Here is a 22,102-nt window from a genome sequence, read left to right as displayed (position 1 = left end):
GCGGCGTCCCGCCGTAGGAGCGTGGTGCTGTGGGAAAGGTGCACCTCCTGTCAGCGCGCCGGCAGGACCACGACCAGCGGGGCTGGCTGCGGGGCGCGCCACCGCCCCGGCTGGTGCGGATGCTCCCGCTCGTCCTGATCGCGGGCGTCTGCGCGGCCACCCTGGCCAGCCACGAACCCCTCGACATCGGCTTTCTGCTGGGCGCCATCCCGCCGCTCGCCGTGCTCTCGTACGGGCCGCTGGCGACCGCCGTCCTCGGCGGTGTCGTCGTCGCCGTGCTCAACATCCCGGCCTTCCAGCTCAACCACCCGGGCAACACGGACCTGTTGACCATCTCCTTCGTCGCCGTGCTGAGCGTGTTCGTGTCCTATGTGCGCAGTCGCCGCGATGCCCAGCTGGATCTGGAGCGCACCGTCGCGGAGGCCGCGCAGCGTGCCGTCGTCCCCCCGCTGCCCGAGCGGGTCGGCCCGGTCCGCTGCGTGGGCCTGTACCGGGCCGCGCAGCGCGGCACGCTGGTCGGCGGGGACTTCTTCGACGTACGCGAGGGACCGCACGGGGTACGGGCGGTGATGGGCGACGTCCAGGGGCACGGGCTGGCGGCGGTCTCCACCGTCGCCTCGCTGCTGGGGGCCTTCCGGGAGGCGGTGCTGGACCAGCCGGACCTGGAGTCGGTCGCGGCCCGGCTCGACCGCAGGCTGGAGCTGGACTCGGCGTCGTCCCGGTACGCCGAGCTGTTCGCGACCGCCGTACTGCTGGAGTTCTCGCCCGACGGACGGTCGGTGCGGATGGTGTCCTGCGGTCATCCGCCGCCCGTGCTGCTGCGCGGCCGGCAGGCCACCGAGGTCGAGCTCGCCGCGTGGACGCCGCTCGGTCTCGGCCTGTCCGACGGCGGTCCGCACGCCGGGCCCACGCTGCGGCTGGAGCCCGGCCACAGCCTGTTCCTGGCCTCGGACGGGGTGAGCGAGGCCCGCGACCCCTCCGGCACCTTCTACCCGCTGACCGACCGGCTGGCCGCGCTGGCCGACGACGATCCGGCCGTGCTCGCGGATCGGGTGTGGGCGGATCTCGTACGGTACTGCCCTGCCGTCGACGACGACGTGACGATGCTCGTCCTCACGCCCGCGTCGCGGGACGGCGGCTGACATCGGACGCCGGGCCTGCCACCTGCTCGCCCTCGGCGTCGATGTGCGGCATGATCCGGTCCAGCCAGCGGGGCGTCCACCAGGCGTGCGGCCCCAGCAGCGTCATCACGGCCGGAACCATCAGCAGCCGTACGACGGTCGCGTCGATCAGCACGCTCACCGCGAGCCCCAGACCCAGCATCTTGACCACGATGTTGTCGCTGACGATGAAGGCCGCGAAGACGCTCACCATGATCAGGGCGGCGCAGGTGATGACCCGGGCGGTGATCTCCAGCGCGTGGGCGACCGAGGCCTTGGCGTCGCCGGTGCGCAGCCACGCCTCGTGGACGCGCGAGAGCAGGAAGATCTCGTAGTCCATGCTCAGACCGAAGATGATCGCGAACATCATCATCGGCACATAGCTCTCGATGGGCACCTTGCCGTGCACGCCGAGCGCGGGCCCGCCCCAGCCCCACTGGAAGACGGCCACCACCACGCCGTACGAGGCACCGATCGACAGCACGTTGAGGACGGCCGCCTTGACCGCGACGAGCAGGCCGCGGAAGACCGCCAGGATGATCAGGAACGCGAGGCCGACCACGACGCCGATGATCAGGGGCAGCCGGCTCGCGACGATGTCGCGGAAGTCGACCTGGGCCGCGGTCGTGCCGGTGACGTAACCCTTGGCGGAGGTGCCGGAGACCGCGTCCGGGAGGGTGTGGTGGATCAGCCGGTTGGTCAGGTCCGTGGTGGTGGCGCTCTGCGGGGACTGCTTCGAGTAAACCGTGCCGACCAGGACATCGCCGTCCTTGGTGGGTGTCAGGGGCGTGACGGTGGAGGCGCCGGCCACCGCGTTCAGGGTCTTCTGGGCCTGGGAGGAGAGGGCGGAGCGCTGGGAGGACGGTACGGAGGTCTGGTCGATGACGACGGTCAGCGGGCCGTTGGAGCCGGGGCCGAACGCGTTGGTCATCAGGTCGTAGGCGCGGCGGTCGGTGAAGGAGGTGGGGTCGGCGCCGTCGCCGATGTGGCCGAGCTGGATGGAGAGCAACGGGATGGCGAGGACGACGACGGTCGTGATGCCTGCCGCCAGGAACTGCCAGGGTCTGCGCTCCACGCGTTGGGCGTACCGGTGCCACGTGCCGGTCGGCTCGGCTCCGGGCTCGGCGTCGGTCTCGGCGACGGGTCGCCGTACGTGGTAGCGGTCGATGCGTCTGCCGATCAGGCCGAGCATGGCCGGGAGCAGCGTCAGTGCGCCGACGACCGCCGAGATGACCGTCATGGCGGCGGCCAGGCCGAGTTTCCCGATGAAGCTCACCCCGGACGCGTACAGACCGGCGAGCGCGATGATCACCGTGCAGCCGGAGACGAGCACGGCCCGGCCGCTGGTGGAGGTGGCATGGCCCGCGGCCTGGACCGGAGGCACCCCGTTCATGAGGTTCTGGCGGTGCCGCGTGAGCTGGAACAGGGCGTAGTCGATGCCGACGCCGAGCCCGATCATGGTCGCCAGGGTAGGCGAGACGGTCGCGAACGTGAACGCCGCCGCGAGCAGTCCGAGGATCGCGAGCCCGGCAACGGCGCTGACCAGTGCCGTGAACAGGGGCAGACCGGCGGCGATCACGCTGCCGAAGCCGATCAGCAGGACGACGATCGCGACAGCGAAGCCGATCAGTTCGCTCACCCGGTCGTCGGCGGCGGACCGGCCCAGTTCACCGAGCGGTCCGCCGTACTCGACCTGGGCGCCTGCCGAGCGCAGCGGCTGCACCGCCTTGTCCACGCCGCTCAGGTAGTTGTCACCCAGGGTCGAGGGCTGGACGTCGAAGCGGACGGTGATGTAGCCGGTCTTCCCGTCGGAGGCGAGGGGGCCGACCTTCGAGGCCGGGGCGGACAGCGGGTTCTGGGCCGACAGGACGTGCGGCAGTTTCTGCACGTCGCCGACCGCGGTGGACATCTGCGAACTCAGCGCGGTGAGGGACTTCTGCCCGTCGTGCAGGACGATCTGGCTGCTGTAGCCGCCTGCCGCGGGATCGTGCTTCTTCAGGACGTCCAGGCCCTGCTGGGACTGCACGCCCGGCAGGGAGAAATTGTCGGAGTACTCCCCGCCGAAGGACCGGTTGAGGGTCTGCAGCGCCACGAGCGCCACCAGCCAGGCCAGGATGACGATCACGAAGTGTCTGGCGCACCACTCCCCCAGCCGTCGCAGCACCCCTCCTGTGACGGCCCCCGCGCCCCCCTCGTCGGTGCGGGCAGGTGACACGTCTCTCATTAGACGCCCGTCCTGTCACTCCGGCATCTCGTGGCACTTGTGTGCGCTTCCAGATGCACGCAGCGCTCCCGCGATGAATGGTGTTAGCAGTAGCGACCCTGACCCGAGGGAGCAGAGACCATGCCGACGTTGCAGCCCGACGCGTCCAGGCCGTCCGAGGACCGCGTCACCCCGGACGACCTGCTCCACACCCGTACCGGCACCGAGGTGTCGCCGGAGGACCTCGTCCTTGTAGCGGGCAGGGACATCACCCCCCACAACCTCGAATGGGCCCGGCGCAAGCTGGCGGCGGAAGGCCCCGCCGCCATGGAGAAACTGCTGCCGTAGCCGGCGCGGTTCAGTCCGTGTCGCCGGGCTCCAGGCACAGCACCGGCACCCGCTGCACGAGGTTGTTGGTGAAGCCGCCGCGGTTCCAGTGCTGCTCCAGCGGCTGGGTGTGTCCTTCGGCGTCGGTGGCCCGCGCGCTCAGCACATGCTCGCCGGGGGTCGCCGTCCAGTCGAGGTGCCAGCGGCGCCACGCCCACCGGCGCCCGCCGTCGGGCTCCAGTTCGGCCTCGTGCCAGGTGCGCCCGTCGTCGGTGCTCACCTCGGCCCGCGCGAGCGGTGCCCGCCCCGACCAGGCGCGGCCCTCAAGGGTCACCGGGCCGGGCCGCACCACCCGCGAGCGGGACATGAAGTCCGGGAAGCCGGGCGGGATCAGCAGGGCGCGCGGCTCGATGCGGGTGACCGGCCGGCCCTCGTCGGCGGGGTCCTGCCGGAGCCGGTAGGCCACGGCCTGCTGGAAACCGGTGAACGGGGCGTCGGTGACCGTGATCTCGCGCAGCCACTTCACCTGGGCCATGCCGTACCAGCCGGGCACGATCAGGCGCAGCGGCCGGCCGTGCTGGGGCGGCAGCGGGGCGCCGTTCATCGCGTATGCCACCAGAACCTCGGGCTCGGTGCCCGTGGCCACGTCCACCTGCAGGGAACGCTGGTAGTCCTGTTCGACGCCGCGTTCCACGCCGTGGTCGGCGCCGGTGAAGACCACGTCGACGGCGTCCGCTTCCACGCCGGCCTCGGCGAGCAGCAGCCGCAGCGGTACGCCCGTCCACTCGGCGGTGCCGACCGCCTCGAGGAGCCAGGGCTGGCTGACCGGACGGGGCGTCAGTAGGGCCCGGCCGTTGCCCGCGCACTCCATGGTGACGCGTGTGGTGACCTGAGGGAGGGCGCGCAGTTCGGCCAGGTCCAGCTGCAGCGGACGACGGACCCGGCCTCCGACGGTCAGCGGCCAGGGCGTGTCGTCGGGGACGTAGGGGATGTCGTAGTGGGTCAGCAGGTAGTGCAGGCCCGGCGGGGTGACGTCGTAGCGCAGTGCCTCGAGCGGGAGGCCGTGGTTGCGGGTGGCGAGCGCCAGTTCGTCCCGGCCGATGCCCTCGTCGGGGGCGGCCAGCCGGGCGGGGGTGCTCGCGTCGGCGAGTCGGTGGCCCATCCCGGCATTATCGCTCCGCCGGGTTGGGCCGGGGTGCGGTTTCGCCGCGGGGCTGCGACATGCCGTCGGCCGGCTGCGGCGCCGTCGTGGCTGGTCGCGCCCACGCGGCGGAGCCGCATATCGATGCAGCCCCGCGCCCCTTGCGGGGCTCACGCCCTGTCACGTCGCAGGCGGTTGTTGTCCGTTCAGTCTTTCGAAGCGGGGCCCTGGGCTGACAGACTCCGGAGGTGCCCGACTTCGACATGCTTGTCATCGGATCCGGCCCGGGTGGCCAGAAGGCCGCCATCGCAGCGGCCAAGCTCGGCCGCCGGGTCGCCGTCGTCGACCGCCCCGACATGGTCGGCGGGGTCTCCATCCATACCGGCACCATCCCCTCCAAGACCCTGCGCGAGGCGGTGCTGTATCTGACCGGTCTCACCCAGCGGGATCTGTACGGGCAGAGCTACCGGCTGAAGGAGGACATCACCGTCTCCGACCTGACCTCGCGCACTGAGCACGTGGTCGGCCGGGAGGTCGACGTCATCCGCAGCCAGCTCTCCCGCAACCACGTCTCCCTCTTCGCCGGCACCGGCAGTTTCGTCGACCCGCACACCATCGCGCTGCGCGAGGTCACCGGCAATGAACGGCTGCTCAGCGCGGAGCACATCGTCATCGCCACCGGTACCCGGCCGGCCCGGCCGGACAGTGTCGAGTTCGACGGCCGTACGATCATGGACTCCGACAACGTGCTGGCGTTGGAACGCGTCCCGCGCTCCATGGTCATCGTCGGCGCAGGGGTGATCGGCATGGAGTACGCCTCCATGTTCGCCGCGCTCGGCAGCAAGGTGACGGTCGTCGAGAAGCGTGCCGGGATGCTCGACATGTGCGACGTCGAGGTCATCGAGTCGCTCAAGTACCACCTGCGGGACCTCGCCGTGACGTTCCGGTTCGGGGAGACCGTCGCCGCGGTGGAGCGACATCCGCGGGGCACGCTGACCATTCTGGAGAGCGGCAAGAAGATACCGGCCGACGCCGTGATGTACTCGGCGGGCCGACAGGGCCTGACCGACGAACTCGACCTGGACAAGGCCGGACTGTCCGCGGACAAGCGCGGCCGGATCACCGTGGACGAGCACTACCGCACCGAGGTGCCGCACATCTACGCCGTCGGCGACGTGATCGGCTTCCCCGCGCTGGCCGCGACCTCGATGGAGCAGGGGCGGGCAGCCGCCTACCACGCCTGCGGAGAGCCGGTCGGCCAGATGCACAACCTGCAGCCCATCGGCATCTACACCATCCCGGAGATCAGTTTCGTCGGCCGGACCGAGGACCAACTCACCGAGGACTGCGTGCCGTTCGAGGTCGGCATCTCCCGCTACCGCGAGCTGGCCCGCGGCCAGATCATCGGCGACTCGCACGGCATGCTCAAGCTGCTGGTCTCCCCCGAGGACCGCACCCTGCTCGGGGTGCACTGCTTCGGCACCGGTGCCACCGAGCTCATCCACATCGGGCAGTCGGTGATGGGCTGCGGTGGCACCGTCGACTATCTGGTGAACGCGGTCTTCAACTACCCGACGCTGGCGGAGTCCTACAAGGTCGCCGCCCTCGACGCCACCAACAAGCTGCGGCAGATCGACCGCATCGGCGACTGACGGGCCGGCGTCAGCGGTCCTGCTCGGGGTCGGGCAGCCGCGTCTCGTCCTCGACGACGTGGACGGCGGCCTCCTCGGCCCCGGCGGCACCGCCGTCGATGCCCACGTCGTCGGCGACCGTCTCCTTGGTCGTGTCGGGGTGGGCGCCCTCGTCCGGAGCGACCAGCCGGCCCGCGCGCTCCGTGCCGGCCTCGGGGTCGACGGGTTCGCCCTCGCCCCCGGGGAGGTCGCCGACCTCGTCGCCGGCGGGCACGGCCGCGTCGGGGACCTCCTCGGCGAGCCGTTCGTCGAGGCTCTCGCCGGTGCGCTGCTCGGCGGCCGTCGTGCCGTGTTTGGTGACGCCGAGCGGCTTCTCCGGTGGCGAGTAGCCCTCGTCGAGAGTGTCGTCGTAGGTGCGTTCGTCGACGGCGTCCTGCAGATCGAGCGGCGCCGCGTCCTCCTGCTCCTCGTTCGTCCCGGTGGGCTGGTAGGCGTCGTCGGCCATCGGTTCGGGGCTCGTGCGTTCGCTGCCCATGAGTGCCTCCCTCGCGCGCTGCGGCGGGTCGTTCTCCGTACGGTGTTCCCGATCCGCGTTTCCCGTTGCGCGCCGTCCAACCACGGCAGTCTCCGCAGGCGCAGGAGGTTACCCCTTGGTCAATCTTGAAAGGTCAAGGAGTAGGGCTATCATCACTCGCACACACGGTGTGACCGAACGACAACGCAGGCAGCCGTGCGCCGTCCACCACCCCTTTTTTTGTCTTTTCGCTGCCCTTGATCTGCTCCGAGGCCAACCCTCGGGGATCCGGGGCCGGTTCATCACCCCCCACCTCCCCCTACGCCGTCGGGGCGGGTCGCCCTCGCGTCGTGCAAGACGGAAAGCAGCGCAACCATGAGCAACAGCAGGGGCAGAGGGCTGCAGGCCAATGCCCTCGGTACGTTCGACACCGTGGTGATGGCCGTCGCGGGCAGCGCCCCGGCGTACTCGATCGCCGCGACCACCGCCGTCCTCGTGGGCGCGGTGGGCCTGGCCAGCCCGGCCGCGCTGCTGTACTGCGCGATACCCATGCTGGGTATCGCGCTGGCGTTCAGCTATCTCGGCCGTATCGACGTGAACGCGGGGGCCAGCTACTCCTGGGTGGGGCGCACCCTGCATCCCTTTCTCGGGTTCATCAGCGGCTGGGCGCTGGTGATCTCGGCGACCATCTTCATGGTGGCCGGCTCGCTGCCCGCAGGTTCGATGACGCTGGCCCTGTTCGACGAGGGTCTCGCCGCCAACACGGCGCTGTCGACGGTGGTCGGCGCGGCCTGGTTCATCATCATGCTGCTCGTGGTGCTCGGCGGCGCCCGGCTCACGGTCCGGGCGCAGCTCGTCATGTCCGGGGTCGAACTGGCGATACTGGCACTGTTCGCGGTGCTCGCCCTCTTCCACACCGGCAACGCCCGCGTGTTCGACTGGTCCTGGCTCGGCTTCTCCCACTTCGACGGAGTGTCGGGCTTCGCCTCGGGAGCACTCGTCGCCGCCTTCTACTACTGGGGCTGGGACGTCACCAGCAACCTGAGCGAGGAGACCCGCAACAGCCGCCGGACGACGGGACTCGCCGGGCTGATCGGGGTCGGCATCGTCTTCCTGCTGTTCGAGGTGTTCACCATCGCGGTGAACGTCATCCTGTCCTCGAAGCAGATCGAGGCGAACGACGCGAACGTGCTGGGTGCGCTCGGTGAGGAGATCTGGCCGGGCTGGGGCGGCAAGCTGCTGATCGTGGCGGTGATGCTGTCGACCATCGCCACCCTGGAGACCACCCTCATCCAGGTCACGCGCTCGCTGTTCGCGATGGGCCGGGACCGTACGATGCCCTCCGCACTCGGCCGGGTGCACCGCACCTGGAACACCCCGTGGGTCGCCATCACGGTGGTCGGCGCGGTGGCGCTGGCGATGTTCATCGCCTCCAACGCGCTGGGCTCGGTGGGTGAGATCCTCTCCGACGCGATCTCGGCGATCGGCCTGCAGATCGCCGTCTACTACGGCCTGGCGGGCCTCGCGGTGGTCGTGGCGTACCGCAGGATGCTGCTGAAGTCGCCCGCGAACTTCCTGCTCGGCGGGTTGTGGCCGCTGTTCGGCGCCCTGTTCATGTTCTGGATCTTCGCCGAGTCGCTGAGCGAGCTCGACAGCGCGGCGATCGCGATCGGCATCGGCGGACTCGCCGTCGGGCTGGTCCCGATGTTCTGGTACTGGAGGCAGGGCAGCGACTACTACCGGCCCGCCCGTCTGGACGCCAGCCGCACCGTCGAGGCGGAGTACGTCCCCGACGAGCTGTCCACCGCGAACTCCCGTGTCCACGAAGGTCTCTCCACCGACTTCTGAGGCAGATCCCGATGGCGAGAGACCGATTCACTCCCGACTACGACCCCGACTGCGGGGACGCGCCGCTGACCAACGCTCGTCACGACATCGTCATCGGCCGCTGGCAGGGCCTCAGGGACCTGCTGCGGGGCACCGGCCCGGACTGGCTCGCGCGCGGTCACCGCATCCGGATGCTCGCGCAGGCCTGCGCGGGCAGTTCGACCGTGGAGTCCTGGCTTGCGGCAGAGCCCCACAGCGGTGACGCGCTGGTGCTGCGTGCGGCGACGGAGACGGCCCGCGCGTTCAACCTGGCGATCGCCGCGGGCCGGGGCGTGCCGATCGACCAGCACCGCATCGACACCGCGGTGACGGCGTGTCTGCAGGCCGCGGAGGCATATCTGGACGATCCGACGCCGTGGATCTCCCTGATCTCGGTGGCCCGGCTGTACTCCGCGGGGGTGCGCCGGCAGGAACTGTCGCGCTGGTGGGACGAGTTGCACCAGCGCGATCCGTACAGCGTGGAGGGCCATCTGCAGGTCCTGCACTACTACTCGGCACGCTGGCACGGCAGCCACGGCCTCATGTACGACTTCGCCCGCGACGCGGCCGGAGTGGCACCCACGGGCTGCGCCTTGCCGGTTCTGGTGCAGTACGCGCGCGTGGAGGAGTACCGCTACGCCCTGGACGCGGCGCAGGGCAGCCAGTCCGCGGTGGGCCTCGGCCAGCACTGGAACCACGACGGCGCGGTCAGCGACGTACGCCGTACCTGGCAGCGCTGGATCATGGGCCGCACGGACAGCGGCATCGCCCCCGGCGAACTGCGCGACCTCAACTACCTGGCCCACGCCGCCTGCAATGCAAACGTTCCGGACGTCGCCGCCACCCTGCTGCGGATGCTGGGGCGCCGGGCCACACGGACTCCCTGGTCGTACACGGGAGATCCGGACCAGCAGATCGTGAGGTGGCGCAAGGAGCTGAAACTGCGAGGCTGAGCGCCGGAACGGACGGCGGGCTAGTCCAGCGGCTGCTGCGCGGGCCGGGACAGGCCCGCCGTCCACTTCTCCTCGATGCGGCCCAGCTTCCACACCAGCAGGGCCGCGATCCAGGTGGCGAGGAACAGTCCGACGATGGCGAAGCCGACGGTGTTGAGGTCGAGGCCGGCGATCCAGTCCCAGAACGCGCCGTGCAGATCGAGCTTCTGGGCGAGCAGGCCGAGGAGTTCGACGGTGCCGATGAGCAGGGCGACGGCGACCGAGAGGCCGGTGATGGTGAGGTTGTAGTAGACCTTGCGGACCGGTTTGGAGAACGCCCAGTCGTAGGCGAAGTTCATGAACGAGCCGTCGATGGTGTCGAGGAGCGACATGCCCGCGGCGAACAGGACGGGCAGGCACAGGATCGCGTACCAGGGAAGTCCCGAGGCGGCGCCGGATCCGGCCAGCACGAGCAGCGCGATCTCGGTGGCGGTGTCGAAGCCGAGGCCGAAGAGCAGGCCGAGCGGGTACATGTGCCAGGGCTTGGTGACCGACTTCATCACGCGGCCCAGCAGGCGGTTCATGAGGCCGCGGTTGCCCAGCTGCTCCTCCAGGGCCGCCTCGTCGAAGTCGCCGGAGCGCATCCGGCGGAAGACCTTCCAGATTCCCGCCATGATCACGAGGTTGATGATCGCGATGAGGTAGAGGAAGGTCCCGGAGACGGTCGTGCCGATGAGGCCGGTGATGTCGTGCAGCCGGGAGTTGCCGTCGCGGACCGGTCCGGCCACGGCCTTGACTCCGAAGGAGAGCAGCAGCGCCAGGGCGAAGACGACGCTGGAGTGCCCGAGCGAGAACCAGAAGCCGACCGACAGGGGCCGCTGCCCCTCGCCCATCAGCTTGCGTGTGGTGTTGTCGATCGCGGCGATGTGGTCCGCGTCGAAGGCGTGCCGCATGCCGAGCGTGTAGGCGGTGATGCCGATGCCGACACCGAAGGACTGCTTGCCGACGCTGTAGTGCTCGGGGGCGACGATCCCGACGAGCGTGAACCAGCCGACGAGATGCAGGGCGAGGACGAAGGCGGCCATTCCGCCGATCCTGGTCCACTCCTCCCGTGTCATGGAGGTGCGGACACGGTGCCAGGCGGAGGCCTTGGCGGGGAGCGGCGGAGCGGTGTCGGGGGCGGCCGTCATACGGGGAGGTCTTCCTTCGGGTGCACAGCGGCTGCGGTCTGCAGTCTTGTGCCATCCTCCAGTACTTGCAAACCATGTGCAGCAAAGGGCGCGGCAGCTCTTCCCCATGGAAGGGAAAAGACGGCCGTGCGGGGTCCCTGCTCAGGGAGTGGCGGTCGGCCCGTCCGGCCGGCTGCGGCGCTGCTCGACCATCTCGCGGCTCAGCGCCTCCGTCTCCGTCTCCGGCAGCCGCTCGAAGCCCTCCTCGGTGATCACCGAAACGATGGGGAAGATACGGCGGTTGATGTCCGGACCGCCGGTCGCGGAGTCGTCGTCGGCCGCGTCATAGAGCGCCTGCAGGGCGGCCAGGGCCGCCTCCCGCCGGTCCATGCCCTTGCGGAACAGCTTCTTGAGGGCGCCGCGAGCGTACGGCGAACCGGAGCCCTCGGCGTGGAAGTCCGTCTTCTCGTAGAGGCCGCCTGCGACGTCGAAGCTGAAGATGCGGCCCTTCTCGCCGTCCGGGGCCGCCTCGTCGTAGCCGGTCAGAAGCGGTACGACGGCGAGGCCCTGCATGGCCTGGCCGAGGTTCTGCCGGATCATGCCGGCCAGGCGCCTCGCCTTGGCGTTGAGGGTCATCGGGATGCCCTCGATCTTCTCGAAGTGCGTCAGCTCGACCTGGTACAGCTTCACCATGTCCAGGGCGAGTCCGACGGATCCGGCGAAGGCCACGGCGGTGTAGTCGTCCGCGGGGTGCACCTTCTCCAGGTCGCGCTGGGCGATGAGGTTGCCCATCGTGGCGCGGCGGTCGCCGGCGATCAGCACGCCGTCGCGGTAGGCGAGGGCCAGCACGGTGGTGCCGTGCGGGAACCGGCCGGGCTCGGCGCGGACGCCGTCGGGGAAGGGCGGCCGGGTGGGCAGCAGTTCTGGGCGGTGGGCGGCCAGGAACTCGGTGAAGGACGCGCTTCCCGGAGTGAAGAACTCCTCCCCCAGCTGGCCGCCGGTGTCGCTCGCTGTCATGCCACTCCCCCTTCTCGTCGGCCGGACATCGGACTCCTACCTGAACCGGGGCCCCGGGAAACGCCCGTTCCGGTTCCGCACAGACCGCCGGTGCGGTGCATCGTGCCTGGCGTACGCGGGCGGGGCACCGCCGGTTTCTGTGAGGGAGGCGACGCGGATGCGCCGGGCGGTCCGCTGGACGACCGCCGCCGTGGAGTTGGGGTTGTCGCCGCCGTCGGCGATCCAGGCGCGAGGGGTGGCGGCCCCCTCGACAGTGTGCTTCGTGCTGGACGACGGCGTGTCCGGCCGGTCCGAGTGTCACCACCGCGGCGACGGTTGGGATGGACCTGCCGCCCGGAATGCGGCGGGACGCCCGACGCCCTAGCGCGGGCTCCGGTGCGGTGGCTGCTCGGGGGCCGGGCGGGCCGGGAGTTGGGGGGTTGCTCGGACGACGGGACCGTCGTCGTACAGGGTCACGGGGGTTTCGTGGTGGCGGATGGTCAGGGGCGGGCCGGACAGCAGGGTGTACGTGGCCTTGTCGGGTCCGACCTCCACGCGCAGGCGGCGGCCGAGGAGCTGGAGGGAGAAGGCCAGGCGGCTGAACCTCTCGGGCAGCCGCGGGGCGAAGCGCAGCGTGTCGCCGTCGCGGCGCAGTCCCCCGAAACCGGCCACCAGGGCCGTCCAGGTGCCGGCGAGGGAGGCGATGTGCAACCCGTCGCGCGTGTTGTGCTGCAGGTCCGCCAGATCCATCAGCGCCGACTCGGCCGTGTAGGCGTAGGCGAGGTCCAGATGGCCGGCCTGGGCGGCGATCACGGCCTGGACGCTCGCCGACAGCGAGGAGTCCCGGACGGTGAGGGGCTCGTAGTAGGCGAAGTTGCGGGCTATGTGTTCGTCGTCGAAGTGGCTGCCGCAGGTGTACATCGCGAGCACCAGGTCGGCCTGTTTGACGACCTGTTTGCGGTAGAGGTCGAAATAGGGGAAGTGCAGCATCAGCGGGTACTGGTCCGGCCGGGTGCGGTCGAAGTCCCAGCGCTGGTAGCGGGTGAAGCCGGCGTGTTGCTCGTGCACGCCCAGTTCGCGGTTGTACGGGATGTGCATGGCCTCGGCGGCGTCCCGCCAGGCCGCGCTCTCCTCGTCGTCGACCCCCAGCCGTGCGGCCCGCTCCGGGTACCGCTTGCAGGCGTCCGCGGCCGCCAGCAGGTTCGCGCGCGCCATGAGGTTGGTGTACGTGTTGTCGTCGGCGACCGCACTGTACTCGTCGGGCCCGGTGACGCCGTCGATGTGGAAGGCGCCCTCGTGGTCGTGATGCCCCAGCGAGCGCCACAGCCGGGCCGTCTCCACCAGCAGCTCGATCCCGGCGTCCCGCTCGAACTCTTCGTCCCCGCTCGCCGCCGTGTACCGCACGACGGCGTCGGCGACGGCGGCGTTCACATGGAAGGCGGCGGTCCCGGCCGGCCAGTACGCCGAGCCCTCCGAGCCCTCGATGGTGCGCCAGGGGAACGCGGCGCCGTTCAGGCCGAGCTGGGCCGCGCGTTCCCGGGCGGCGGGCAGGGTGCTGTGCCGCCAGCGCAGCGCCTCGGCCACGGCCTCGGGCGCGGTGTAGGTGAGCAGGGGCAGCACGAAGGCCTCGGTGTCCCAGAAGGCGTGGCCGTCGTAGCCGGAACCGGTCAGGCCCTTGGCGGGGATCGCGCGCTGTTCGGCGCGGGCGCCGGCCTGCAGGACGTGGAACAGGGCGAAGCGGACGGCCTGCTGGATCTCCTCGTCGCCGTCGACCTCGACGTCGGCGCGCGCCCAGAAGTCGTCGAGGTACGCGCGCTGTTCCTCCACGAGGCCCGCCCAGCCGCCGACCGCGGCGGCCGCGAGGGCAGCGTCGACCTGGTCGCTCATCGCCGGTTTGGAGCGGGTCGCGGACCAGCCGTGGGCCACGAGCTTCTCCACCCGCAGCCGCTCGCCCGGTTCGAGGACGGAGGTGACGGTGAGGCGGGCGACGTCCTCGTTGCTCTCGCTGCCGGTGGTGGTGGCGTCCGGGCCGGTGACGACGTGGTCGGCACCCACGGCGACGCGCTGGCCCGTGCGCCGGGTGCGGTGCACGAGCCGTAGCCGGGATCCCTCGGCGAAGGCCTCCTCCGCCTCCAGGGGTGACTGCAGGGCCACGGCCGCCCGTGGGTCGCCCTTGCGCTCTGGCAGTTGCTCGTTGGCGACGAGCTCCGACTGCACGACCACACGCGTGCGCGTGCCGACGGCCTCCACCTCGTAGGCCACGGCGGCGATCGCCCGCTGGGTGAGGGAGACGAGCCGCGTCGAGCGGACGCGGATCGTCGTACCGGCCGGCGAGACCCACTCGCAGACCCGCTCCAGCACTCCCCTGCGCAGGTCGAGGGTGCGCTCGTGGGACACGAGGCGGCCGTAGCGCAGGTCGAAGGGCTCGTCGTCGACCAGCAGGCGCAGGACCTTGCCGTTGGTGACGTTGATGACGGTCTGGCCGGACTCCGGGTAGCCGTAGCCTGCCTCCGCGTAGGGCAGCGGGTGCAGTTCGTGGACGCCGCCGAGGTAGGAGCCGGGCAGGCCGTGCGGTTCGCCCTCGTCGAGGTTGCCGCGCCAGCCGACGTGGCCGTTGGACAGCGCGAAGACGGACTCGCTCTGCGCCAGGACGTCGAGGCCCAGCTCCGTCTCGCGCACGGCCCAGGGTTCGACGGTGTACGACCGGTGGGTGATCACGCCCGGCCCCCCAGTTCGGCGAGGTCCTTCACGACCACGTCCGCTCCGTGTGCGTACAGCGCGTCGGTCTGTCCCACGCGGTCGACGCCGACGACGTATCCGAAGTGGCCGGACCGGCCGGCGTCCATGCCGGCGAGGGCGTCCTCGAACACGGCCGCACGCGAGGGCTCGACCCCGAGGTCCCGGGCGGCCTCGAGGAAGGTGTCGGGGTGCGGTTTGCCGGGCAGTTTGCGCTCGGCCGCCACGACACCGTCGATGCGGACCTCGAAGAGGTCCTCGGCGTGGATCGAGCGCAGCACGTCACGGGTGTTGGCGCTGGAGGAGACGATCGCGGTGCGCAGACCATGGGCTCGTACGGCCTCGATGTAGCGCAGGGTGCCCTCGTAGGCCTCGACGCCCTGGGTGCGGATCCTCTCCAGGAGCAGGACGTTCTTGCGGTTGCCGAGCCCGTGCACGGTCGCCTTGTCGGGCGGGTCGTCGGGAGATCCCTCGGGCAGTTCGATGCCCCGGGAGGCGAGGAAGGTGCGGACGCCGTCGGCGCGGGGGCGCCCGTCGACGTACTCGTCGTAGTCGGCCGTGGCGTCGAAGGGCCGGAACTGCTCGCCGTCCCGCTCGCGCAGGAAGGCGTCGAAGGTCTCCTTCCAGGCGGCGGCGTGCACGACGGCCGTCCGGGTCACGACCCCGTCGAGGTCGAAGAGGCAGGCCTGGATGTCTTCGGGGAGACCGAGGGGAGGACCGAGCTGCGTCATAGGGGTCCGGTTCCCCGTTCGGGGGCATCCAGCTTGTGGCGCACGCCACACCGGTCAGTCGTGCGGGAACGAGTGGTGCTCGTGTGCGACCAGCCAGCGGCCGCCCTCCTTGCGCAGGCCGAGCGTCAACCGCAGCCGGAGGGTGGGGCGTTCGGCCAGCTCCTCGGGTGTGCCGCAGCGCAGCAGCGCGTGCGCGTAGGCGACGTCGGTGCCGGCCGTGACGTCCAGGGACTCGATGTCGAAGCACGCGCCCTGCGCCTGCCACGAGAAGAACGGCGGCCAGATCGCCCGGTAGGCGGCGAGGCCGTGGAGGCCCTCGTGCGGCGGTGGGACGTCGTACATCACGATGTCCTCGGCGTGGTCCGCGAGGACGCCGTCGAGATCGCCCCGGTGGACGGCCTCGGCCCATTTCTCGATCAGTGTGCGGATCTGCGCTGTGTCGTCGGCCACGGCAGCGGCTCCCTTGCTCATCACGTAGGGGTCCCGTACTGAGGGACGACTCCACGCGCCGCCGTAGTTCATCGCACCGTCGCCCGGGTGACAGACTCTGCCGTGTGCCGCTGACTTTCGACGATCTGCTGACCCGGGCCCGCGCCCTCCCCCGCGGTGGGCGTCGCGCTGTCCTGGGCATCACCGGCAGCCCGGGCGCGGGCAAGTCGACCCTGGCGCAGAACCTGGTGCGGGAGCTGAACGGGCCCGCGGATCAGCCCTGGGTCGCGTACGTCCCCATGGACGGCTTCCATCTCGCCGACGTCGAGCTGGAGCGGCTGGGCCGCCGGGACCGCAAGGGAGCGCCCGACACCTTCGACGCGGCCGGCTATGCGGCGCTGCTGGGGCGCCTGCGCGGGAGCGAAGAAGACGAGGTGGTGTACGCGCCGGGGTTCGAGCGGGTGCTGGAGCAGCCCATTGCGGGCGCCGTACCGGTGCCGCCGACGGCCCGGCTGGTGGTGACCGAGGGCAACTACCTGCTGCTGGACACGGGAGCCTGGCCCCGCGTGCGCAGTCGCCTCGACGAGGTGTGGTTCTGCGAACTCGACGAAGGGGAACGTCTCCGGCGGCTGATCGCCCGGCACGAGGAGTTCGGCAAGGGGCACGAGGAGGCGGTGGAGTGGGTGTTGCGCAGCGACCAGCGCAATGCGGAGCTGGTCGCCGCGACCCGCGGCCGGGCGGACCTGGTGGTACCGGTGGGTGAACTCGCCCTCAAGGGCTGATCGCGCGCAGCGTCAGCTGCGGCTCGCCCCGTTCGTCGTCGGCGCCGATCACCGCGGTGAAGGCGGAGGTTCCGATGCGCAGACCGTCGCCGTCCCGTTCGACGGACACCGCAAGCGGGGCCGCGGAGCCGTACCGTACCGCGAACACATGCAGATCCTCCGGTGCGCCCGGGATCGGCCCCGCCTCCAGGGCGGTGGAGCTCACCAGGTGACGCCAGCCCTCGTCGGGGTTGCCGTAGCCGCGCGGGTCGGCGGCGAGCGCGAACGCCGCCTGCTCCTGGGTGAGTTCCGCGCGGGCGTCGAAGTGCTCCGCGCCCTGTGCCTGCGGGTGGATCAGCCGGAGCGTGCCCGCCGACGCCACCGCGCCTGCGGCCGTCCGGCGCACCTGGTCGCCGTCGTCGGCCGCGTAGGGCAGTCCGGCGAGCAGATACGGCTCTCCGGGCAGGCGCTCCACGGCGACCGTCGTCCACAGGCTCGTGCCGTCGGTGACGTACAGGGACCGCACGTGCCGCAGGACGTGGTCGCGGCCGACCACCGGCTTGGTGACCAGCTTCGCCGTCAGACCGTCGGTGCGCACGTCCCTGACCCGGACCTCGCCCATGGGACGGCAGAACACGAATCCGTCCAGCACCGGGCCGAAGCCGTGCTGGCGGTTCACGGCCGCCGGCAGATAGTAGGTGCCGCCCGCCTCGACGACCGACGGGGTCATACGGTCGTCGAAGGCGACCGAGACGGTGCCCGCACGCAGTTGATGGCGCACGGGCTCGGCCGAGGGTGTGCGGTGCCAGCGGGTGGGGTCCTGGATCTGCCAGACCAGCATCCAGGCGAAGTGCCCGTCGACGCCGCCGTCGGGCCCCGCCGCATGCCGCCCCCAGCGGGTGTCGCCCCGGTAGCGGCCCAGGTCGGAACCGATACGGCGGCTGAAATAGCGCAGGCCGAGGACCGATTCGAAGCCGGAGTGCTGCTCGCTGTAGCGGGGGCCGCCGTTGTCGAAGCCGCCGCCGGTGAGGCGGGCGTCGATGTAGCGGGCGAGCGCGTCGCCGTCCTCGGCGAAGATCTCCTCGCCGCTGACCCGGTGGGCCTGGGCGAGGAAGGAGAGGGAGATCGGGCCGTAGTTGTTGTCGTAGGCGCCGCCGTGCTCGGGAGGCAGCAGGGCGCCCCGGTCGCGTACCCGGTGCGCACGGATCTTCTCGGTGTACAGGCCGATCGCCCGGGCGCGGATCGACTCCCCTTCCGCCGCCGGGAGATGGCGTGCCAGCATCAGGCCGCCGACCACGCAGCCGATGGCTTGGTTTCCGGCCTCCTGCGGGTTGAAGAAGGTCGCCTCGGTCAGCCAGCGCCAGTACCCCCGTGCCACATCCAGCAGTTGGGCGCGCTGGTCGGCATCGACCAGGCCGTCGGGTGCGTCGAGGATGTCGACCGCCTGGAGCAGCGCCCACACGGTGCTCGGCCAGTCGCCGATGGGGTGGGCGCCCGCTTCCAGGACGTAACGGGCGTACGGGAAGCCGGAGTTGCGGATCCTCAGGTTCGGGTAGCCGGGGTTGTCCTCGGTGTAGACGCGCTCGTTCAGGTGGAAGGCGAGGCTGCGGTGCACCGCCTCCGGCAGTCTCGGGTCCTTGGTGCGCCGCAGGGCGAGGAGCAGCAGGGACGTGATCCCCAGCGAGGTGTCGCCGATGTCGTCGACGCAGTCGGGGTGTTCGAGGTTGCCCTCCGGCGTCATCCGCCGCAGGGCCTGTTCGACCACGTCGGCGAGGACGGCGTCGTAGGCCTCGGGGGTGTCGGGGAGGTCGTGCAGGGGGCCGCGCTGGTGGAGGAGGTGCACGGGGATCAGCCCTTCATGCCTGGGGTGGCCATGGCGTGGGTCGTCGGGCTCATACGACGGGTGCGGGCCGTCGGCCGCGCAGGGCCACGGTCAGTTTCTGCGGGCCGTGTCCCCCGAGGTAGACGCGGTTACCGGTTGTGGCATCGGTGCCGCCCACCACGGTGTGGTCCTGGCCCGGGTCGTAGCGCAGTACGTCGCTCAGGTCCGGCCCGGCCGGCGGTTCGCCTGCCTCGACGTCGGCCTCGACCCGGATCTCGTCGTCGCCGACGCGGTAGGTCATCGGCCCGGTCGTCAGGCACCAGCGTCCGTCGCCGATCGGTGTGGCGCCCTCCGGCACACCGCCCGGCCGGAAGGTGAATTCGAGGGCCCAGGGCACCCGTGGTCCGCTGATGTCGATCCGCAGGTCCGCTCCGTCGTCCCTGAGGTCCACCTCGACCTGGGTCGTGTGCGAGACCTCGTCCCGAGGCCGGTCGGGGAAGGCCATCGCGGCCGAGAAGCGTCCCTCGTCCACCAGCCGGTAGACGGCGTCGTCCCGTCGCAGGTGCGTCGGGAGCGGCTGGTAGTAGGCGGCCGTGAGGGTCTCGGTGAGCCGGTAGCGGTGGTCGGTGAGCCGTTGCATGTCGGCGGCGCGGAACGGCCCCAGGTCGAAGAAGCCCCGCGAGAGGCGGACCGCGTCGAGGACGGCGTCTCCGGCGAACAGGCGCAGGAAGGTGGGGTTGCAGGCGAGGCCCGAGCGGATGCGCCGGTGCTCGGGGACGTCCGAGCCGCCGTAGACCACCGTGTGCGCGGTGGCGGAGGCGCGTGCGGCGAGGCGTGCGGTGGTGAGGTACCGCTCGCGCGGAAGTGTCTCCGCGGCCGGAGTCGGCAGGACGCGGCACAGGTCCGGGGTGAGGAGGGTCTCGGCGAGCAGGTCGGGGTCGTCGATGCCGCCGGCGGCCGCCAGCCGCGCCGCCCGGCTGAAGTCGCCCCGGCCGGTGCGGATCGCCAGCAGCCGGTAGTGCGGCAGATAGGGCGCCAGCGGGAACGGATGGTTCTGGTCCTGGCGTCGCGAGTGGACGGTCTCCACCGTGCCGTCCGGCCTGATGAGGTCCAGGGTGGTGGCGAGGTTGCGTTCGACGACGTCCAGGAGGTCGTCCCGGCTGAGCACGGTCGCCAGCAGGAGCAACGAAGGGTTGGACACGTGCGCCGCGTAGTTGGCGCTGCGCTCCGAGTACAGGCCCTCGGCGTCGATGTCGATGCCCTCGGCGAGCCACTCCTCGATACGGTCGAGCAGCCGCTCGTCGGGGAACGAGCGGTGCAGCCGCGCCAGCGCCGCGCACAGCTCCCAGCGGTGGTTCGGGGTGTGCACCCCGCCGGTCAGGAGGCTTGTGGTGGCTGATTCCGCGATCTCGGCGAGCGCGGCCGTGACCTCGCGCAGCTCCGGCCCCGCGCCTGCGGCGAGGACGTGCGCGTCGCACACGTCGTTGACGCTGAACGCGGAGTCCGGCGGTGACTGCACGTTGTCGCCGCCGGCGAAGAGGCCGGAGGCGGTCTGCGCGGCCCGCAGGGCGCGCAGGTGGGTCGTCGCGGCGGCGACGGCCCGGCTGCTGCCGTGCAGTGCCGAGTCCGGGGAACGGTACGCGGCGACCAAGGTCTTCACCCGGCGGGCCAGCACGCGGTGGGTCACACCGTCGGGTTCCTCGTGCGGACCGGCCGCCAGCGGGGCGGCCGGCCGGTCGGCGGCGCGGGCCACCGCGCGGACGAACTCGTGGTCGAGCGGGCTGGGCAAGGTCAGTCCTTCAGTCCGGCGTTGATGTCGGCGCCCATGACGTAGCGCTGGAAGACCAGGAAGATCACGATCAACGGGATCATGGAGATGACCGAGGCGCCGAGCAGGACCGACCAGTTGATGTTCTGCGCGCCGACGATGCTCTGGATGCCGATCTGCACGGTGAACTTGTTGGGGTCGTTGAGCATCAGCAGCGGCCAGATGTAGTCGTTCCAGCGCCACTGGAAGGACAGGATGGCGAGGGTCAGCATGATGGGCCGGGAGAGCGGCACCATGATCCGCAGGAAGATCGACAGTTCGCGGGCACCGTCGATGCGGGCCGCTTCCACGAGTTCGTCGGGAACGGTCAGGAAGAACTGGCGGAACATGAAGCAGCCGGTCGCGGTGAGCACGGCCGGGAAGATGATGCCGGCGAACGAGTTGTAGAGGCCGAGGTTGCGGACCACGAGGAACTCCGGGGCGAGCATGACCTCACCCGGCAGCATCGTGGTGGCCAGGATGCAGAGGAAGAACGCCTTGAGCCACTTGTTGTCGTACTTGGCCAGGGCGTACCCGGTGCAGCAGCTCACTCCCACCGTGAGGATCGTCGTGATCACACACACGATGGTCGTGTTGATGAAGAACTGGGAGAAGTTGGCACTGCGCCACGCCGTCAGGTACCCGGACAGGGTGGGGTGGTGCGGAACCAGCGTCAGCGGATAGGAGAACAGGTCGCTGGCCGGCTTGAGGGAGCTGAGGACGAACCACAGCACCGGCAGCCCGTAGAGGCACGCGAGGATCCACAGCAGGGTCGTCGCGGACACCACCTGCCGGATCCCACCGCTTGCCGCGCCGCCGGGCCGCTTCTTCGAAACGGCCCGTCCGGGACCGGCGTCGACCTTGCGAGGCATGTCTGTGGTTGTCATCGGTTCTCCACCCGCCGGTTGACGATCAGCTGGATGATCGCGACGGCCATCAGGATGAGCATGAGCACGAACGACGCGGCGCTCGCGTAGCCGATCTGGCCCCGTTGGAAGCCGGTCTGGTAGATGTACTGGACAAGCAGGTTGTTCGACGTTCCGGGTCCGCCGTTGTTGAGGGCGACGAACACCGGGTACTCCTTCATCGCGTTGATCGTGTTGAGCAGAATGACGATGAACGAGGTGGGCGCGATGCTCGGCAGCGTGATGCTCAAGAACTGGCGCCATGGTCCGGCGCCGTCGAGCGATGCCGCCTCGTAGTACGACACCGGTACGTTCTTGATCGCCGCGATGAACAGCAGCATCGTGAAACCCGTCCACATCCAGGACGCCGCCATCACCACCACCAGCAGCGACAGGTCCGCGTCCGACTGCCACGGAACGGCACTTCCGCCGAGTTTCTCGATGACGTAGTTGACCAGTCCGAAGTTCTCACCGAACAGCCAACGCCACAGCACACCCACGACGATGGGCGACAAAAGCCACGGAATGAAGAAGATGACGCGGGCGACGGACGAACCCTTGGCGTGCTTGTTCACCACCAGGTTGGCCGCGAGCAGCGAGAGTGCGAAGTTCAGCGGCACGAAGAGCACGGTGTACAGCAGCGTCCGGCTCAGCGCGTCGTAGAACGTGGAGTCCCCGAACAGGTTGTGGTAGTTGTCCAGTCCGATGAACTGGAACGCGCCCACGCCGGTGTAGTTCGTGAAGGAGTAGACGAGCCCGATCACCGCCGGCCAGACGAAGAACAGCGCGAAGAGCACGACATTGGCCGCGATGAGGGTGAGCGGCGCAAGGGTGTACTTACTGCGTCTCCTGGGCGGGCTCGCGGACACGACCGAGGCGCGTTTTGTCATCTTCCTGACTCCGTGCTGGTGGAATGGGTTGCGGTGGGTTCACGCCATGAGCCCGGCATCATGTGGGCGCTCAGGGCCGGGG

At 70.5% G+C, this 22,102-nt stretch carries 18 protein-coding genes; 6 read left to right on the top strand and 12 right to left on the bottom strand.

Going from position 1 to position 22,102, the window contains the following annotated elements; translation table 11 throughout:
- The first annotated feature begins 119 nt into the window (after positions 1-119).
- Positions 120-1,142: a PP2C family protein-serine/threonine phosphatase gene (locus tag ABD355_RS18210; RefSeq protein ID WP_425585770.1), complete on the top strand. Its 1,023-nt coding sequence runs from the start codon at positions 120-122 to the stop codon at positions 1,140-1,142.
- On the opposite strand, the gene ABD355_RS18205 is transcribed toward ABD355_RS18210, so the two are convergent.
- Positions 1,114-3,384, bottom strand: coding sequence for an MMPL family transporter (locus tag ABD355_RS18205; protein WP_425585761.1), 2,271 nt, complete (start codon positions 3,382-3,384; stop codon positions 1,114-1,116). The genes ABD355_RS18210 and ABD355_RS18205 overlap by 29 nt on opposite strands.
- 120 nt (positions 3,385-3,504) lie before the next feature.
- Here ABD355_RS18205 and ABD355_RS18200 point away from each other — a divergent pair, with 120 nt between their 5' ends.
- Entirely contained in the window at positions 3,505-3,711 is a 207-nt protein-coding gene (locus tag ABD355_RS18200) for a hypothetical protein (RefSeq protein WP_344401463.1), read from the top strand.
- A 10-nt stretch (positions 3,712-3,721) separates the two neighbouring features.
- Here ABD355_RS18200 and ABD355_RS18195 read toward each other — a convergent pair whose 3' ends face one another.
- Complete coding sequence (locus ABD355_RS18195; protein ID WP_344401461.1) at positions 3,722-4,852, bottom strand: sulfite oxidase; 1,131 nt, start codon at positions 4,850-4,852, stop codon at positions 3,722-3,724.
- 227 nt (positions 4,853-5,079) lie between these two features.
- Here ABD355_RS18195 and sthA point away from each other — a divergent pair, with 227 nt between their 5' ends.
- On the top strand, positions 5,080-6,483 hold the full coding sequence (gene sthA / locus ABD355_RS18190) for a Si-specific NAD(P)(+) transhydrogenase (protein ID WP_344401460.1): 1,404 nt from the start codon (positions 5,080-5,082) through the stop codon (positions 6,481-6,483).
- Between the two features lie 10 nt (positions 6,484-6,493).
- Here the strand turns inward: sthA and ABD355_RS18185 are convergent, their stop codons facing one another.
- On the bottom strand, positions 6,494-6,997 hold the full coding sequence (locus ABD355_RS18185; protein ID WP_344401459.1) for a DUF5709 domain-containing protein: 504 nt from the start codon (positions 6,995-6,997) through the stop codon (positions 6,494-6,496).
- 354 nt (positions 6,998-7,351) lie between these two features.
- Between ABD355_RS18185 and ABD355_RS18180 the strand changes: the two genes are divergently transcribed.
- Together ABD355_RS18180 and ABD355_RS18175 are read left to right on the top strand one after the other, a co-directional pair.
- A complete protein-coding gene (locus ABD355_RS18180; RefSeq protein ID WP_344401457.1) occupies positions 7,352-8,824 on the top strand; it encodes an APC family permease in 1,473 nt (490 codons plus the stop codon).
- Between the two features lie 11 nt (positions 8,825-8,835).
- Complete coding sequence (locus ABD355_RS18175) at positions 8,836-9,795, top strand: hypothetical protein (RefSeq protein ID WP_344401456.1); 960 nt, start codon at positions 8,836-8,838, stop codon at positions 9,793-9,795.
- A 20-nt stretch (positions 9,796-9,815) separates the two neighbouring features.
- On the opposite strand, the gene nicT is transcribed toward ABD355_RS18175, so the two are convergent.
- The 5 genes from nicT to ABD355_RS18150 all read right to left on the bottom strand — a co-directional run bounded on the left by nicT (position 9,816) and on the right by ABD355_RS18150 (position 15,877).
- Positions 9,816-10,964 carry a Nickel transporter NicT gene (nicT, locus tag ABD355_RS18170; RefSeq protein WP_344401455.1) on the bottom strand — a complete coding sequence of 383 codons (1,149 nt, stop codon included), beginning with the start codon at positions 10,962-10,964 and terminating at the stop codon, positions 9,816-9,818.
- A gap of 141 nt (positions 10,965-11,105) precedes the next feature.
- Positions 11,106-11,960 (bottom strand): proteasome subunit beta, encoded by an 855-nt coding sequence (prcB, locus tag ABD355_RS18165; RefSeq protein WP_344401453.1) that lies wholly within the window; start codon positions 11,958-11,960, stop codon positions 11,106-11,108.
- 360 nt (positions 11,961-12,320) lie between these two features.
- Positions 12,321-14,657: a glycoside hydrolase family 65 protein gene (locus ABD355_RS18160; RefSeq protein ID WP_344401451.1), complete on the bottom strand. Its 2,337-nt coding sequence runs from the start codon at positions 14,655-14,657 to the stop codon at positions 12,321-12,323.
- Positions 14,654-15,406 (bottom strand): HAD family hydrolase, encoded by a 753-nt coding sequence (locus tag ABD355_RS18155; protein WP_344401449.1) that lies wholly within the window; start codon positions 15,404-15,406, stop codon positions 14,654-14,656. Before ABD355_RS18155 ends, ABD355_RS18160 begins: the two co-directional genes overlap by 4 nt.
- 54 nt (positions 15,407-15,460) lie before the next feature.
- Entirely contained in the window at positions 15,461-15,877 is a 417-nt protein-coding gene (locus ABD355_RS18150; protein ID WP_344401447.1) for a YybH family protein, read from the bottom strand.
- A gap of 83 nt (positions 15,878-15,960) precedes the next feature.
- Here ABD355_RS18150 and ABD355_RS18145 point away from each other — a divergent pair, with 83 nt between their 5' ends.
- Positions 15,961-16,617, top strand: a complete 657-nt coding sequence (locus tag ABD355_RS18145; RefSeq protein ID WP_344401445.1) for a nucleoside/nucleotide kinase family protein — start codon at positions 15,961-15,963, stop codon at positions 16,615-16,617.
- Here the strand turns inward: ABD355_RS18145 and ABD355_RS18140 are convergent.
- Genes ABD355_RS18140 through ABD355_RS18125 form a run of 4 tightly spaced genes read right to left on the bottom strand, consistent with a single transcriptional unit; the run spans position 16,607 to position 22,020 of the window.
- Positions 16,607-18,439 (bottom strand): hypothetical protein, encoded by a 1,833-nt coding sequence (locus tag ABD355_RS18140; protein WP_344401443.1) that lies wholly within the window; start codon positions 18,437-18,439, stop codon positions 16,607-16,609. The genes ABD355_RS18145 and ABD355_RS18140 overlap by 11 nt on opposite strands.
- Positions 18,440-18,488: 49 nt before the next feature.
- Positions 18,489-20,207, bottom strand: coding sequence for a hypothetical protein (locus ABD355_RS18135; RefSeq protein WP_344401441.1), 1,719 nt, complete (start codon positions 20,205-20,207; stop codon positions 18,489-18,491).
- Positions 20,208-20,209: 2 nt separating this feature from the next.
- Complete coding sequence (locus ABD355_RS18130; RefSeq protein ID WP_344401439.1) at positions 20,210-21,112, bottom strand: carbohydrate ABC transporter permease; 903 nt, start codon at positions 21,110-21,112, stop codon at positions 20,210-20,212.
- A complete protein-coding gene (locus ABD355_RS18125; RefSeq protein ID WP_344401438.1) occupies positions 21,109-22,020 on the bottom strand; it encodes a carbohydrate ABC transporter permease in 912 nt (303 codons plus the stop codon). Before ABD355_RS18125 ends, ABD355_RS18130 begins: the two co-directional genes overlap by 4 nt.
- Positions 22,021-22,102 lie beyond the last annotated feature (82 nt).

Source organism: Streptomyces longisporus, assembly GCF_039532765.1.
GTDB classification, from domain to species: domain Bacteria; phylum Actinomycetota; class Actinomycetes; order Streptomycetales; family Streptomycetaceae; genus Streptomyces; species Streptomyces longisporus.
The sequence above is the reverse complement of the archived record's forward strand: the minus strand, read 5'-3'. Positions and strand labels throughout refer to the sequence as shown.

What these genes read in the sequence shown, in the direction of transcription:
- ABD355_RS18210 (WP_425585770.1), top strand. Translation starts at nt 120, where the DNA reads ATGCTCCCGCTCGTCCTGATCGCGGGCGTCTGCGCGGCCACCCTGGCC.
- ABD355_RS18205 (WP_425585761.1), bottom strand. Translation starts at nt 3,384, where the DNA reads ATGAGAGACGTGTCACCTGCCCGCACCGACGAGGGGGGCGCGGGGGCC.
- ABD355_RS18200 (WP_344401463.1), top strand. Translation starts at nt 3,505, where the DNA reads ATGCCGACGTTGCAGCCCGACGCGTCCAGGCCGTCCGAGGACCGCGTC.
- ABD355_RS18195 (WP_344401461.1), bottom strand. Translation starts at nt 4,852, where the DNA reads ATGGGCCACCGACTCGCCGACGCGAGCACCCCCGCCCGGCTGGCCGCC.
- ABD355_RS18185 (WP_344401459.1), bottom strand. Translation starts at nt 6,997, where the DNA reads ATGGGCAGCGAACGCACGAGCCCCGAACCGATGGCCGACGACGCCTAC.
- ABD355_RS18180 (WP_344401457.1), top strand. Translation starts at nt 7,352, where the DNA reads ATGAGCAACAGCAGGGGCAGAGGGCTGCAGGCCAATGCCCTCGGTACG.
- ABD355_RS18175 (WP_344401456.1), top strand. Translation starts at nt 8,836, where the DNA reads ATGGCGAGAGACCGATTCACTCCCGACTACGACCCCGACTGCGGGGAC.
- nicT (WP_344401455.1), bottom strand. Translation starts at nt 10,964, where the DNA reads ATGACGGCCGCCCCCGACACCGCTCCGCCGCTCCCCGCCAAGGCCTCC.
- prcB (WP_344401453.1), bottom strand. Translation starts at nt 11,960, where the DNA reads ATGACAGCGAGCGACACCGGCGGCCAGCTGGGGGAGGAGTTCTTCACT.
- ABD355_RS18155 (WP_344401449.1), bottom strand. Translation starts at nt 15,406, where the DNA reads ATGACGCAGCTCGGTCCTCCCCTCGGTCTCCCCGAAGACATCCAGGCC.
- ABD355_RS18150 (WP_344401447.1), bottom strand. Translation starts at nt 15,877, where the DNA reads ATGAGCAAGGGAGCCGCTGCCGTGGCCGACGACACAGCGCAGATCCGC.
- ABD355_RS18130 (WP_344401439.1), bottom strand. Translation starts at nt 21,112, where the DNA reads ATGACAACCACAGACATGCCTCGCAAGGTCGACGCCGGTCCCGGACGG.
- ABD355_RS18125 (WP_344401438.1), bottom strand. Translation starts at nt 22,020, where the DNA reads ATGACAAAACGCGCCTCGGTCGTGTCCGCGAGCCCGCCCAGGAGACGC.